Annotated in this window: 14 protein-coding genes and 1 other RNA gene; 12 read left to right on the plus strand and 3 right to left on the minus strand. The window is 58.6% G+C overall.

Annotated elements, in window-relative coordinates; all coding sequences use genetic code 11:
* The 3 genes from B2W52_RS06170 to B2W52_RS06180 form a co-directional block, all read left to right on the plus strand.
* Positions 1–534 (plus strand): cytochrome c1 (locus tag B2W52_RS06170; RefSeq protein WP_286801954.1); only part of this gene is annotated, 534 nt, incomplete at its 5' end.
* Positions 535–642: 108 nt separating this feature from the next.
* The gene (locus tag B2W52_RS06175; protein WP_273072357.1) at positions 643–1,272 is read left to right on the plus strand and encodes a glutathione S-transferase N-terminal domain-containing protein; all 630 of its coding nucleotides are present in this window, start codon (positions 643–645) and stop codon (positions 1,270–1,272) included.
* A gap of 59 nt (positions 1,273–1,331) precedes the next feature.
* Positions 1,332–1,748, plus strand: coding sequence for a ClpXP protease specificity-enhancing factor (locus tag B2W52_RS06180; protein WP_169702205.1), 417 nt, complete (start codon positions 1,332–1,334; stop codon positions 1,746–1,748).
* A 44-nt stretch (positions 1,749–1,792) separates the two neighbouring features.
* On the opposite strand, the gene B2W52_RS06185 is transcribed toward B2W52_RS06180, so the two are convergent.
* From B2W52_RS06185 to B2W52_RS06195, 3 genes are read right to left on the minus strand one after another with little or no spacing between them, the layout of a single operon-like run.
* Positions 1,793–2,383: a D-sedoheptulose-7-phosphate isomerase gene (locus tag B2W52_RS06185; RefSeq protein ID WP_008176542.1), complete on the minus strand. Its 591-nt coding sequence runs from the start codon at positions 2,381–2,383 to the stop codon at positions 1,793–1,795.
* Positions 2,384–2,394: 11 nt separating this feature from the next.
* Positions 2,395–2,760 (minus strand): YraN family protein, encoded by a 366-nt coding sequence (locus tag B2W52_RS06190; protein ID WP_008176539.1) that lies wholly within the window; start codon positions 2,758–2,760, stop codon positions 2,395–2,397.
* 24 nt (positions 2,761–2,784) lie between these two features.
* Complete coding sequence (locus B2W52_RS06195; protein WP_227497880.1) at positions 2,785–4,713, minus strand: penicillin-binding protein activator; 1,929 nt, start codon at positions 4,711–4,713, stop codon at positions 2,785–2,787.
* A 75-nt stretch (positions 4,714–4,788) separates the two neighbouring features.
* On the opposite strand from B2W52_RS06195, the gene rsmI reads away from it, so the two are divergent.
* The 9 genes from rsmI to mraY form a co-directional block, all read left to right on the plus strand.
* The gene (gene rsmI / locus B2W52_RS06200; protein WP_008176535.1) at positions 4,789–5,685 is read left to right on the plus strand and encodes a 16S rRNA (cytidine(1402)-2'-O)-methyltransferase; all 897 of its coding nucleotides are present in this window, start codon (positions 4,789–4,791) and stop codon (positions 5,683–5,685) included.
* A 53-nt stretch (positions 5,686–5,738) separates the two neighbouring features.
* Positions 5,739–6,088: RNase P RNA component class A (rnpB, locus tag B2W52_RS06205), an RNA gene on the plus strand.
* A gap of 302 nt (positions 6,089–6,390) precedes the next feature.
* Positions 6,391–6,843 (plus strand): division/cell wall cluster transcriptional repressor MraZ, encoded by a 453-nt coding sequence (gene mraZ / locus B2W52_RS06210; RefSeq protein WP_008176533.1) that lies wholly within the window; start codon positions 6,391–6,393, stop codon positions 6,841–6,843.
* Positions 6,840–7,823: a 16S rRNA (cytosine(1402)-N(4))-methyltransferase RsmH gene (gene rsmH, locus B2W52_RS06215; RefSeq protein ID WP_286801963.1), complete on the plus strand. Its 984-nt coding sequence runs from the start codon at positions 6,840–6,842 to the stop codon at positions 7,821–7,823. Before mraZ ends, rsmH begins: the two co-directional genes overlap by 4 nt.
* Before the next feature lie 2 nt (positions 7,824–7,825).
* Positions 7,826–8,230, plus strand: a complete 405-nt coding sequence (gene ftsL / locus B2W52_RS06220; protein WP_008176529.1) for a cell division protein FtsL — start codon at positions 7,826–7,828, stop codon at positions 8,228–8,230.
* Between the two features lie 34 nt (positions 8,231–8,264).
* Positions 8,265–10,004, plus strand: coding sequence for a peptidoglycan D,D-transpeptidase FtsI family protein (locus B2W52_RS06225; RefSeq protein ID WP_273072354.1), 1,740 nt, complete (start codon positions 8,265–8,267; stop codon positions 10,002–10,004).
* A 4-nt stretch (positions 10,005–10,008) separates the two neighbouring features.
* Positions 10,009–11,493: a UDP-N-acetylmuramoyl-L-alanyl-D-glutamate--2,6-diaminopimelate ligase gene (locus tag B2W52_RS06230; protein WP_092030365.1), complete on the plus strand. Its 1,485-nt coding sequence runs from the start codon at positions 10,009–10,011 to the stop codon at positions 11,491–11,493.
* Positions 11,490–12,884: a UDP-N-acetylmuramoyl-tripeptide--D-alanyl-D-alanine ligase gene (locus B2W52_RS06235; protein ID WP_286801968.1), complete on the plus strand. Its 1,395-nt coding sequence runs from the start codon at positions 11,490–11,492 to the stop codon at positions 12,882–12,884. Before B2W52_RS06230 ends, B2W52_RS06235 begins: the two co-directional genes overlap by 4 nt.
* Positions 12,869–13,541: phospho-N-acetylmuramoyl-pentapeptide-transferase (gene mraY, locus B2W52_RS06240; protein ID WP_286801971.1), on the plus strand; the 673-nt coding region annotated here is incomplete at its 3' end. The genes B2W52_RS06235 and mraY, both read left to right, overlap by 16 nt.

Below are 13,541 nucleotides of genomic sequence, written 5' to 3' on the forward strand. Positions count from 1 at the left end.
TATGAGGAAAACCTGATCTTCACCGGCGCCAAAATTGGCGAGCTGATGAAAAACTCCATGAACAAAGACATGGCGGCTGACTGGTTCGGTGCTCCGCCACCGGATCTTACGCTCGAAACCCGTCTGCGTGGCGAAGCGTGGGTATATTCCTACCTCCGCGGTTTCTACAAGGACGAGTCCCGTCCGCTGGGCGTCAATAACGTGGTATTCCCGAATGTCGGTATGCCCCATGTTCTGGTTGATTTGCAGGGGCTCTGCGCCGTTGAACCGAAAATCGGAACGCCGGCCAGCGTTGAGCCCCTGAGTGGCAACATCAATAACGCGGATGTTTGCCCGGAGTACGCTATCGAAGGCAGCATGTCTGGAGCAGAGTTTGACCAGGCCATGTATGATCTGACCAACTTCATGTCTTACATGGGTGATCCGATCAAGCTTGAGCGTGAGCGTCTGGGGATCTTTGTCCTGATCTTTGTGGCCATCTTCTTCGTGTTCGCCTACCTGCTCAATCGTGAGTACTGGAAGGACGTACACTGAGAAATAGGGTATAATCCCGTCCCCTGAGTTCCAGCGGGCATAACCGGCCCGCTGGATTTTTGCGTTTTTTCAGGATCATTTCGGTTTGTTTACTCGTGAGGTAGTTCTATGGGCGTTGTGACCAAGCGGTCATCAATGACGTTTTTCTCGGATCCGGCCAGCCATTACAGCCACAGAGTGCGGATTGTACTGGCAGAGAAGGGTGTTACCGTCGATATCGTTGATGTGGATCCCGACAATCCGCCGGCTGAACTGGCCGACCTGAACCCGTACAACGCCCTGCCGACGCTGGTGGATCGTGATCTGGTGCTTTATGAGCCCAACATCATGATGGAGTACCTCGACGAGCGTTTCCCGCATCCGCCCTTGTTGCCGGTATACCCGGTTGCTCGAGCCAACAGCCGTCTGATGATCCATCGGATCCAGAAAGACTGGTGTGGCCTGGTCGACCAGATTCTGGCTCAGCCGAATGCCAAGGCTTCTGAGACAGCGCGCAAAGAGCTGAAGGAAAGCCTGTTGGCGACGGCGCCCCTGTTTGGGGAGATGCCCTTCTTCTTGTCCGAAGAGTTCACCATCGTAGACTGCTGTATTGCCCCGATCTTCTGGCGTCTCCCGTCGCTGGGCATTGAGCTGAATGAAAAGCAGGCCAAGCCACTTCAGAAGTACATGGAGAGCATCTTCAGCCGGGAAGGCTTCAAGGCAAGCCTGTCAGATCTGGAAGAAGACATTCGCAGCTGATTTGGTAACGTTCCGCTTGCCGGAGCAGGAGAGTGGCAGTGGCTGAGAGTAAAAACACCATGACGTCCAGCCGTCCGTACCTGGTACGAGCATTCAATGAGTGGATTCTGGACAATGACTGTACCCCCTACATTGTAGTGGACGCAGGCATTCAGGGTGTGCAGGTGCCGACAGAGCATGTCGCGAACGGGCAGATTGTGCTGAATATCAGCCCGGGCGCCGTGCGCGGCCTGGTCATCGGGAATGGAGCGCTGGAATTCAGTGCCCGTTTCGGTGGCGTGCCCATGCAGGTGTTTATTCCGTTGCAGGCGGTGATGGCAATCTACGCCAAGGAAAACGGCGAGGGCATGGTCTTCGGCAGTGAGCCGGGCTCTCCCGATCCTGACGGTACCTCGAAGGAGCGCGATGGTGAGCAGGCGTCACCTGGTCAGGAGGATCGCCCCTCTGGCAGGCCTACCCTCAAGGTTGTGAAATAACGCCAGCGCACTCGTTTTGAAAAGCCAGCTTACGCTGGCTTTTTTTATCCCCCGAAGATTTTTGCGTCGATAAGCCCGCAAAGGGCATTGATGATGAGCAGCAGCAGAGGTGTAGCCTCCGTGGGACTGAGATCGTTCAGGGCGATTTCGTGGTCCTCTGGATGCAACAAAGAGGTTATGTCCGATTTCTCCCTGGCACTAAGAACCACAACACTCATTTCCCGATCATGGGCAACCTGGATAGCCTGGATAAGATTTGCCTTGTGGCCATCGTCGACGATCACGAACAACAGATCCCCGGGTTTGCCAATCGCCCGGACCTGACGCGAGAAGGTATCGTTGAAACGGTTATCCCGGCAGATGGCCGAATAGGTCGTTGCGTCGGCGCCGAGATTGATGGCGGGCAGTGCCGGCCTGTCCTGTTCGAAACGGTTCAGAAGCGCGGTACAGAAGTACTGGGCCAGAATGTTGGCATTACCGTTGGCGCAGGTAACTATTTTCCCGTCCTGGAGCAGAGTTTCCACGAAGGCATTGGCAACCTCCTCGATAGCAGGGCCGGCCGTACTCGCGGCCTGCGCGGTATGCTCCATATGGCTTGCGAACCACTGGTTGATCTGGTGTTCGGTGTCGGTCATTTTCGGTATCACTATCCTGCCAGAATTGCATTCCTGATCCATTGTACCCGGTATTTTTTGACGGTACCCGGGCTGATGGCAACCACATCTATCCGTGAGAGACTGTTCCAGAGCCCGTGCCTGTGCAGGTAAAACGAGACTGCACGAATCAGGCGTTTCTGTTTGGGGTAATTGATGGAGCTTGCAGGATCTACAAGGCTGCCAGCGCCCCGATAGCGGACCTCGAAGAATACGAGAGTCTCACCTTCCTGTCCGACGAGATCAATCTCGCCGCCGCGATTGTAGACGTTGCGCTCAATAATCCGGACGCCCCGACTGGCGAGGTAACGGGCTGCAACGCCCTCGAAGTGGTTACCCAGGGTTTTGGTGCCATCCATGGCTACTGTTTTTCTCCGTTGGTGTTATTCGCTGAGAGGTGGGGCTTCCTCTTGAGCGCCTTCCATCTCTCCCTCTTCGGTTACCGGTTCAGGAATGAGTTCAGGGGCGCCGTTGCGGAACTGGGCCCAGAGTTGTTCCCGATGGATGCTGCCCTCGGGCGTCATGGTCAGCACACCTGTTTGGCCTGATATCGAGGCGCTTTCAACCTGTTTCAGCAACGGCAGGCGTTTGCTCAGGTGCCACGCATCGGCGCCCATGGCGAAAAGGCGCCCGGGCTGGCCACGGGTTCCGGACAGATTTTCGGTAGCTCGCGTACGCAGCTCATTGTCGTCGCCCAGTACCCAGGGAATATCAGTGAAAATAACGCCGTTCAGGTCACGGTCCCGTGAAGGTGCGGGTGTGCCCTCATAGATAATGGAAGGCGAGTACACAGGCAGGTCCCCGCCGAAATAGAAGGCGAAAAGCGGTTTGAACTGTCGGGCGACAGTGGGCTCTGCCACCATGACGATGGCGTCGGCATCCTGCCGGCGACGCGGCTCGAATTCGACATTCATGCCAATGGTGCGTTCAACCTGGATGGCCCGGTCGCGGGAAACGGTAATGCCCAGCAGGTCAGCCGTTACCGCCCTGAGGTTGTCTTCCCGATAGAAGCGCTCGATATCCAGGGCAACCCCTTCATGGGACGCCATGCGTTTCAGCAACGCAGCCTCAACGCGATCGCCCCATTCGCCGCCGGGGATAAGCACCAGAACCTGGCGCAGCTGTTCTGCGGCAAGCCGGTCGGCAATTTGCCGGGCCTCGTCCTCTGCCGAGAGACCGAACTGGTAGAGTCCGTCAGCAGGCTTGGTATCCGCCGGCAGGTAATTCAGCCCGAGAGCGGGTACGGGCAGCGTATTCATGGAACCCAGTCCGGCCAGTGCCTCTTTTTCCAGGGGGCCGACAATCAGGTCGATATCCTGTTCCGATAGCTGCTTGTAAAGTTCGCTGAAAGACGTGCCGGCGGTATCAAAGATCCGAATGTCGGTTTTGCCCCGGTCAGCAGTGTCATCCAGGTAGTACGCTGCCAAAAAGCCATCCCGGATGGCCTTGCCCGCCGTTGCCAGCGGGCCCTGGAGAGGCAGGGCAAGAGCGATTTTTTCCGGACGGCTGTCCGCCAGTGTGGCGATCAGTTGGAGTTCCGAGGGCAGAATCTGGGCGGCAGGATGGCCGGGCCAGTTGTTTTGCCAACCCCGGATGAGTCGGCCCTGCTCGTCTATGCCGGTTTCTGCAGTGCGCACCAGGTTTGCCAGCTCCAGCCAGCCCTGGGCCTCATAGCCAATCGCTTCGGCAGAGGCCGAGCTCAGCTCGGTGCCCGGTACCTTCTCCAGCAGGGACCAGATGCGGTTATGAATCTGTTGCGCATCCGCGGTGTTATCCGTCTGGGCCAGCAGGATAAGGGTCATGGCCGCAGGCATCGGCTTGCCCGCCAGGTCATAAGTGTCCGCCTGCAGGTTGGCGGCCCGGGCCATCAGGTCGGCCGGGTACTCTATAAAGGTCGACGGCGTGAGTTCGGCGGCAAGCGCCTCTGCCCAGGATTCGTCCTCAAGGGCCTTGGCGCTTGCCATGGCTAGCAGGAGTTTCTGGTTGCCAAGGTCCGCAGCCGGTTGCGCCAGCTGCGAACTTTGAAGTAGCGTTCGTGCTGCCACGTGGTTGCCCTGGTCCTGAAACCTGCTGGCGATCCGGAGGAGGTAGGCCTGGGCGGTCTCGATATTATCTTCGTTGCCGGCAAGCTCGAGGGCCTGGTCGGCCGTTTGCGCGACGTGGGTTTCGAGATTGACGGTGGCGCAGCCCGCCGACAAAAGGGCGGCAGTAAATACGCTGGCCAGGGCTCGTTGATGAATACGGATATTTAACATGGCAGGCTCGACATACTCCGGATGATTGGGCTTGTAGCGCCAGACTAACGCTGGCAAGTTTAACAGCTCCGGGGTTAATTCACATGACGTAACTGTCACGCTCCCGGATACCCCATCACAGAGGCACACGCTTTGAAAAACGAGGTCAGCGATTACCCGTCGTCCGATAGCCGCAGGGATGAACCGGGCGGCACTCTTTATGTTGTTGCCACCCCGATTGGCAACCTTGATGATCTATCTCCAAGAGCAACCCGGACCCTCGCCCACGTGGATGTGGTCGCGGCAGAGGATACGCGCCACAGTGGCCGGCTATTGAGCCATCTGGGCATTCAGAAGCGAATGATCGCATTGCATGACCATAACGAAAAAGATCGCGCAGCCGGAATCCTCGCTGAGCTTAAGGCCGGGCGCGATGTGGCGCTGATCTCCGACGCCGGTACACCGCTTATCTCCGATCCCGGATACGTGCTGGTGCGCGACGCCAGGGCTGCGGGGTATCGGGTGAGCCCGATTCCGGGGCCCTGTGCACTGGTAGTGGCTCTGAGCGCGGCCGGCCTGCCGACGGATCGCTTTCTGTACGTGGGATTTCTGCCTGCCAAGCGCTCGGGTCGCAGGGCCAGTCTTGAGCCGCTGGCCAGTGAGCCGGCCACTCTGGTGTTCTATGAATCGCCGCACAGGATTCTGGAGTCGGTACGGGATATTGCCGAGGTGCTGGGCGAGGATCGTGAGATGGTTCTGGGGCGGGAAATCACCAAGACCTTCGAAACCTTTTATTCCGGTTCGATTGCGGAGGTTCTGGCAGAGTTGGAGCAGGATCCCCACGGAACCCGTGGGGAGTTCGTGGTCATGGTTCGAGGTGCGATGGCGCAACCTGGTAATGATGACGCGGCTACCATGGATGTGGACCGTGTGCTTCGGGTTTTGCTGGCAGAGCTTCCGGTGAAGAAGGTCGCCAAAATGGCCTCGGAGCTGACCGGTCTGTCGAAGAATGAGCTGTACCAGCGCGCACTGGCGCTGAAAGACAGCTGAGTACAGTGGCGTTTTCCCTTGCAAGGCTCTGAGCGCAGGAGTATTGTCTCGCCCGAGCTCGCCAGACAGTCGCCGCCGGTTTTCCGGGGGAGGAAAGTCCGGGCTCCACAGGGCAAGGTGCCAGGTAACGCCTGGGCGGCGCGAGCCGACGGAAAGTGCAACAGAAAGTATACCGCCTAAGCGCCCTCGGGCGCCGGTAAGGGTGAAACGGTGCGGTAAGAGCGCACCGCGTGGCTGGCAACAGTCCACGGCGATGGTAAACCCCACCTGGAGCAAGACCAAATAGGAATCCAATGGCGTGGCCCGCGCTGGATTCGGGTAGGTTGCTTGAGGTCTGTGGTGACGCAGACCCTAGATGAATGACTGTCCAAGACAGAACCCGGCTTATCGGCGAGCTCGCTCTTTTCCCTTCCAGTGACATTCGTCATTCTCAACAGATGTCCTTTATAGCCAAAAAATCTTAAACCTCACTTGCAGTCTTCAGACTTTTTTGCAGGTATTTGATTTTACTTCTTTTCTTTTCCGTTATCTCACCATTTCATCGAATCCGCCTCCGTAACCTCTTGTCATAAAAGGAACTTTTGCAAGTGTGGCGCTGTTTGCGGCGCTTGCATTGTGTATTGCGTGTTTCTATAGTGTGCAGAAGTGGGAAAAAGTGGTTTCTAGTGGTTTTTTGTGGATATCGGGCACCCAGAGACAGCGTAAATGAGTAATTTTCTCGGCAGTCATGCCATCAATATGGATGCGAAGGGTCGCCTGGCGATCCCCTCCAAGGTACGCGAAGAGCTCGCGCAGGCCTGTGGTGGGCGCATTGTATTGACAGCAAACGCTGACGAGGAGCGGTGTCTGCTGGTCTATCCGGAGCCCGAATGGGAAGTTCTACGTCCTAAAATCGAGGCGCTTCCCAACATGAATAAGGCGGCCCGGCGGCTGCAGCGCCTGATCCTGGGTAATGCTGCGCCCATGGAGCTGGATTCGGCCGGGCGCATTCTGATTCCGCCAACCCTTAGAAGCTATGCCCATCTGGAGAAAAAGCTGATGTTGATCGGGCAAGGCAAGAAGCTAGAGCTCTGGAGTGAAGAGCGCTGGTTTGCCTGGCTGGATGAATCCTCTGATGACGAAGACATGCCGCCCGAGATGGAGGCGCTGTCCTTATGACCGCCGATCGCAACCAGGAGGCCGGGGCAGCGTACTCGCATCGCTCGGTGCTCCTGGATTCGGCGGTCGACTATCTGGTCAACGACCCCGACGGTTATTACGTGGATGGCACCTTTGGGCGGGGTGGTCACAGCCGCCTGATTCTCGGTCGCCTCGGCCCGTCGGCGCGGTTGCTGGGTATCGACAAGGATCCCGAGGCGATACGCGCGGCGAAGGAATTGGAAGCCCAGGATAACCGGTTCCACAGTTTCCACGGTTCGTTTGCGGAGCTGGGCGCTGCGGTGGTCGGTCAGGGTTGGCAGACAGTGAATGGTGTGTTGCTGGATCTCGGCGTGTCATCGCCGCAGCTTGATGATGCCTCCCGTGGATTCAGTTTCATGCGTGATGGTCCACTGGACATGCGCATGAATACCGAACAATCGCCCAGCGCCGCCGAATGGCTTGCAACAGCGGACGAGTCGGATATCGCAAACGTGATTTTCCGTTACGGCGAAGAGAAATTCTCGCGGCGCATTGCCCGGCTACTGGTCGAGCGTCGGCAGGAAGCGCCCGTCGAAACCACTCGCCAGTTGGCAGAGTTGGTCAGCGAGGCGGTCCCGAAAAAGGAAAAGCACAAGCATCCGGCTACCCGGACCTTCCAGGCAATCCGGATTTTTATCAACCGGGAGCTGGAAGATCTCGAAGTGGGTCTTCAGTCTGCTGTTGACCACCTCGCTCCTGGAGGGCGTCTGGTGGTCATCAGTTTTCATTCGCTGGAAGACCGGTTGGTCAAGCGGTTCATGAGGGATCTGGCGCGCGGGCCACAGCTGCCCAAAGGGGTGCCCGTAACCGCGGAACAGGAAGCCTCGGATTTCCGGCTCGTTGGCAAAGCCAGCAAGGCCGGCGCCGAAGAAGTAAGTGACAACGTACGTGCCCGCAGCGCAGTCATGCGGGTGCTCGAACGCACCGATATCAGGAAAAACTCGCAGGGGAGCGCGTAACCATGGGCGCTGTTGCCATTGAAGAGCCGGTAAAAACGGCGAAGCTCAACAAGCAGAAGGTCCGCGACGGTGTTGCAACTGCGGTCCGGATTTCAAGGCAGGTATTCGCCGCGACCCGGCAGGGCAAAGTGCTGGTCTCGCTTGGGCTGGTTGCCGTGTTGCTGGCGTCCTCCATCGGCGTGGTGGTGAGCGCCCACGAGAACCGGGAGCTCTTTAATACCCTGTCGCAGCTTCAGTCCGAGCGCGACCGCTATCAAAGTGAATGGAGTCAGCTGCTGCTTGAACAAAGTGCGCTTAGTGCCCACGGTCGAGTCGAAAAGCTGGCGGCTGAGCGTTTCAGCATGGTAGTGCCGGGACGCCAGGATATTGTGCTGGTACCGCTGATGTCGCCGGTTGCAAACCGATAATAAACGAAAACAACAACGATTCAGGGTGATCGACGTGTCCGATCAGGGAAAGAAGACAACATGGGGGCAGCGTTTGGCGTCCGGGCTGGCAGCCTGGCGCTTTGGCTCGGTCGTGGGCGTCTTTCTCCTGGTGGTGGGTGTGCTTGGCTGGCGCCTGGTCGATCTCCATGTCGTAGATAATGATTTCCTGCGCAAGCAGGGTGATGTCCGTACGATCCGGGTTGAGAGTATTGATGCTCATCGTGGTGTTGTCACCGATCGTTATGACGAGCCTCTGGCCGTCAGCACGCCAGTGCAGACCATCTGGGCGAATCCTTCTGAAGCCAATCCCTCCGAGGCGCGACTCACCAACCTTGCGCGGCTGCTCGATATCAATGAAGCCTCTCTTCGGCAGCGTCTCGAAGAATACTCCGGGCGGGAATTCATCTATCTGCGCCGCAAGGTTCAGCCGGATCTGGCCAGAATGGTTCTCGAATTGGAGATTGACGGGATATACACCCGTCAGGAGTACCGTCGCTATTACCCCGCCGGCGAAGTGACTGCTCACGTTGTGGGCTTCACCGACATCGACGAACGCGGGCAGGAAGGGATCGAGCTCGCCTACAACCAGTGGCTGTCCGGTGAAACCGGCCGGAAGCGGGTCCTGAAAGACAACCGCGGCCGGGTTATCAAGGATCTGACCCTGATTCGCGATGCCAGCCCCGGCCAGAACCTCGCCCTCAGCATCGACCTGCGCCTCCAGTACCTGGCCTATCGGGAACTCAAGGCTGTGGTGGCGGCTCATAATGCCAGAGGGGGTACGCTGGTCATGCTCGACGTTGATACCGGTGAGGTCCTGGCGATGGTCAACCAGGGGTCCTATAACCCCAATGACCGCAGTCAGCTCGCAGCGGAAAATCTTCGAAACAAGGCTATCACCGACCTGTTCGAGCCAGGCTCAACCATGAAGCCGATCACCATGGCGGCGGCGCTGGAATCCGGCAGCTACTCGGTTAACAGCACCATTGATACCAACCCGGGTTTTCGCCGTTTCGGTCGTTTCACCATCCGGGATCATCGCAACTATGGCGTCATGGATATGACCGAGATCATCGTCAAGTCCAGCAACGTCGGAATCAGCCGGATTGCTACCGACCTTGGCGGCGATGTGATTCGTGATCTCTACGCCCGTCTGGGGCTTGGCCAGCCAACGGGGATCGGTTTTCCCGGCGAAGCCGTGGGTGTATTGCCATCGCCGCCCAAGTGGCGCCCCGTGGAAGAGGCGACACTGTCCTACGGATACGGTATGAGCGTGAACGCTCTTCAACTGGCCCAGGCCTATATGGTGATCGCCAATGGTGGCGTGCGCTATCCCCTGAGCCTGGTCCGGCAGAACAAGAAGCCGGAGGGGCAGCGAGTGCTCTCGGAGCAGGTCACCCTCCAGGTTCGCAATATGCTGCGCGAGGCCGTTTCAAGGGGTACCGGTAAGCGGGCACAGCCTGGATTCTACTCGGCCGGCGGCAAGACCGGGACTGTTCATCTTGTTGGGGCCCAGGGTTACGAGGATAGCCAGTACAAGGCGATTTTTGCCGGTATGGCGCCTATTGATAACCCCAGGCTGGTTACGGTTGTGGCCGTTGATGCGCCGCAGTCCGGAGAATACTACGGTGGTGAAGTGGCCGCGCCAGTATTCTCACGGGTGATGAGTGACGCACTGCGACTGTTGAATGTGAAGCCTGAACTGGAAGTGGGAGAGGCCGAAATGGCTGCTTCTGCATCCGGAGAGCGAGGGTAGGCCTATGTGCATCACATCTCTCAGCACGTTATTGCAGGGTATCGTAGCGGTTCCGTCGGTGTTCGACGTGACCATCCACGGACTGAAAACCGACAGTCGGGAAGTTGCCTCCGGCGATGCCTTTATCGCCCTCTCGGGCGCCCGAACGCCGGCTGACTTCTATGTCGATAAGGCCATTGCAGCGGGCGCAACGGTCATCCTCCTGGAAGCGCAGCAGGCGGGAGAGTGCACCGAACACCACGGTGCCTTGATCGTACCTGTCGCTGGCCTACGCAGTCTGGTGGGGCGAATCGCTGATCGCTTTTTCGAGCATCCGTCGCAACGACTTCGCCTGATTGGCGTGACCGGAACCAATGGCAAGACGTCGGTCTGCCAGTATGTCGCACAGCTGCTCAAGGAAACGGGAACGCCCTGCGGCATCCTCGGCACCCTGGGCTATGGCATGCCCGGCGCCCTGCAGCCTGCGACGCATACGACACCGGATGCGGTTCAGGTTAACCGGGTGCTGTCCCGGATCGTGAAACAGGAAGGTCGGGCAGCCGTGATGGAGGTGTCCTCCCATGCCCTTGATCAGGGCCGCGTGGATAACCTCTCGATGACCGGCGCTGTATTCACGAATCTGACCCGGGATCATCTGGATTATCACGGTTCCATGGAAGCCTATGGTGCCGCCAAGGCGCAGCTTTTCCAGCGTGAAGAGCTGCATTTTTCGGTAATCAACTTTGACGATCCATTTGGTCGACAGCTCTTCGAACAGCTGGACGGCAAATGTGATCGCGTGCGCTACAGCCTGCACGAGGCCCAGACCGAGCTCTGGTTACGGGAATTCCGACCAACCGACGAAGGCTTTGAAGCTGAGGTCGATGGCGAGTGGAGCCGGTTTGTTGTCTCGGTTCCGCTGATGGGAAGTTTCAACGCGAGCAATGTGTTGGCGGCTATGGCAACGGTTCTGACGCTTGGCGTGCCGATCGAGCGCGTGCAGCAGGCTGTGGGTCGGCTCACACCGCCACCGGGCAGGCTGGAGCGGTTTGTGGGTGCTAATGGTGTCAGGGTGGTGGTCGATTACGCCCACACCCCGGATGCCCTCGCCAATGCTCTGACAGCACTGCGTCCGCACGTTACCGGTGAACTGGTGTGCGTGTTTGGTTGCGGCGGTGACCGTGATGCCGGTAAACGTCCGGAAATGGCACGGGAAGCCGAGAGGCTTGCAGATCGGGTGGTCGTTACTGATGACAATCCCCGCAGTGAGGACCCCGAAACAATTGCGCGGCACATCCTCGCCGGTTTCACGGACGCTGCCCGGGTCTCTGTCATCCATGACCGGGCCGAGGCCATTCAGTCGACGATCCGCTCGGCCACGCCAAACGACGTAGTTCTGATCGCAGGGAAAGGCCACGAGGCTTATCAGGAAATCGCCGGCCAGAAATACCCGTTCAGTGATGCGGAGCAGGTTCGCCACGTCTTGAAACTCAATGGGGGTGTGGCATGATGCGCGCCTTTTCGCTGGCGGAAGCCAAGGGTTGGCTGAGCGCCGAGTGCGCTTCGGGCGACCTTGCATCGGTGAGCTTCGCCGGGGTTTCCACTGATACCCGCACCCTCCAACCTGGCCAGCTGTTTGTGGCCCTGCGCGGCGAAAATTTCGATGGCCACCGTTTCCTGCAACAGGCCATGGATAAAGGTGCAGTTGGCCTGGTGGTCGATACGCCTGATACCAACCTGGCTCTGCCTCAGTTGGTAGTGAATGACACGCTGGAGGCCCTTGCCCGGCTAGCGGCCGCCAACCGTGAAGAAAGCACAGCGGCCATCCTCGCGATCACTGGCAGCAGCGGCAAGACCACCGTCAAGGAGATGTGCGCCGCCATTCTCTCGCAGATGGGCAAGACACTTTCAACGAAAGGCAACCTGAACAATCACATCGGTGTTCCGCTTACGCTGTTCGGCCTTTCTCCGGAACACCAGTACGGCGTGATTGAACTGGGTGCCAGTGGGCTGGGTGAAATTGCCCATACCGTCGCCCTGGCAAAGCCCCGCGTTGCCATTCTCACGAATGCTGGCGAGGCCCATCTGGAAGGGTTTGGCAGCTACGAGAACATTGTCCTGGCCAAGGGCGAAATCATTGACGGCGTCGCGTCAGACGGGCTGATGGTGCTCAACGGTGACGATCCGGCCTTCGCGCAGTGGCGCACCCGAGCCGGGGCCCGCCGCGTCGCAGGTGTCAGCCGTCTCGGCGCCGAGGCGGATTATCACGCAGTCATTGAGGGCCAGGACGCCGGAACCAGAACCAGAACCTTTCAGGTCAGCGGCCCGAACGGCTGGCTATGCAGGGTCACGCTGGGCCTGGAGGGCGATCACAACATCACCAACATGCTGCTTGCCATCGCGGCAACCCGTGAGTTGGGTGCCAGTGATCAGGCGATTGTTGCAGGGCTGGCCAGTGTTGCGTCGGTGAAAGGGCGGCTTCAGGTCTTGGAGTTGTCGCCGGAAATGACGCTGATTGACGACAGTTACAACGCCAACCCGTCGTCCATGAAAGCCGCGCTCGGCGTGCTGGCCGGCCGTGCAGGTCAGAAGATTGCTGTACTCGGTGCCATGGCAGAGCTTGGCGCCAAGGCAAATGCGTTGCACAGGGAAGTTGGAGTGTGCGCCCGGGAGCATGGTATCGATCGACTGATTACCGTGGGGCCGGGTTGTGAAGGTTATGCCGACGGGTTTGGCGAGTCCACGGAACTCGGGCTGAGCCATGAGCAGGCCGTTGAATCGGCGATTGGGGATAAAAACACACCATTGACAGTGCTGGTCAAGGGTTCTCGCAGTTCCGCCATGGAGCGTGTGGTGGAGGGAATTAAAGAAAAGGTGAATAACTCATGCTGCTCTGGCTGACAGAGGTCCTATCACAGTATTTCTCCGCACTGACGGTGTTTCAGTACCTGACCCTGCGTGGAATTCTGGGCACACTCACCGCGCTGCTGATTTCGCTGATCATCGGCCCCGTGATGATCCGCAAGCTGAGCCAGTACCAGATTGGTCAGGCGGTGAGAGATGACGGTCCGCAAACCCATCTCAGCAAAGCTGGCACCCCGACTATGGGTGGCGCACTGATCCTGGTGGCCATTGGCATCAGTACGCTGCTCTGGGCGGATCTTGGTAACCGCTACGTCTGGGTCACCCTGCTGGTGACGCTCCTGTTCGGCGCAATCGGTTGGGTTGATGACTATCGCAAAGTCGTGGAACGTAACCCGCGGGGCCTGCCGGCCCGCTGGAAGTATTTTTGGCAGTCGGTTATCGGCGCTACGGCGGCTGTAGTGTTGTTCTTCAGTTCCGCCTTGCCCCAGGAGACGTCTCTGTATGTGCCCTTTGTAAAGCAGGTATCCCTCACCCTTGGCCCGGTGCTGTTCATTCTGCTCAGCTATTTCGTGATCGTTGGCAGCAGCAACGCCGTCAACCTGACCGACGGCCTGGATGGTCTGGCAATCATGCCAACGGTGATGGTCGCCGGAGCGCTTGGTATCTTCGCTTACCTGTCCGGGCACGCCCAGT

Source organism: Marinobacter sp. UBA2498 (assembly GCF_002341575.1).
In the GTDB taxonomy this organism is placed as follows: Bacteria; Pseudomonadota; Gammaproteobacteria; order Pseudomonadales; family Oleiphilaceae; genus Marinobacter; species Marinobacter manganoxydans.

Excerpts from the sequence above, each read along its gene's own strand:
- B2W52_RS06175 (WP_273072357.1), top strand. The coding sequence starts at position 643 with ATGGGCGTTGTGACCAAGCGGTCATCAATGACGTTTTTCTCGGATCCG.
- B2W52_RS06180 (WP_169702205.1), top strand. The coding sequence starts at position 1,332 with ATGACGTCCAGCCGTCCGTACCTGGTACGAGCATTCAATGAGTGGATT.
- B2W52_RS06230 (WP_092030365.1), top strand. The coding sequence starts at position 10,009 with ATGTGCATCACATCTCTCAGCACGTTATTGCAGGGTATCGTAGCGGTT.
- mraZ (WP_008176533.1), top strand. The coding sequence starts at position 6,391 with ATGAGTAATTTTCTCGGCAGTCATGCCATCAATATGGATGCGAAGGGT.
- B2W52_RS06235 (WP_286801968.1), top strand. The coding sequence starts at position 11,490 with ATGATGCGCGCCTTTTCGCTGGCGGAAGCCAAGGGTTGGCTGAGCGCC.
- B2W52_RS06190 (WP_008176539.1), bottom strand. The coding sequence starts at position 2,760 with ATGGATGGCACCAAAACCCTGGGTAACCACTTCGAGGGCGTTGCAGCC.
- B2W52_RS06185 (WP_008176542.1), bottom strand. The coding sequence starts at position 2,383 with ATGACCGACACCGAACACCAGATCAACCAGTGGTTCGCAAGCCATATG.
- rsmH (WP_286801963.1), top strand. The coding sequence starts at position 6,840 with ATGACCGCCGATCGCAACCAGGAGGCCGGGGCAGCGTACTCGCATCGC.
- ftsL (WP_008176529.1), top strand. The coding sequence starts at position 7,826 with ATGGGCGCTGTTGCCATTGAAGAGCCGGTAAAAACGGCGAAGCTCAAC.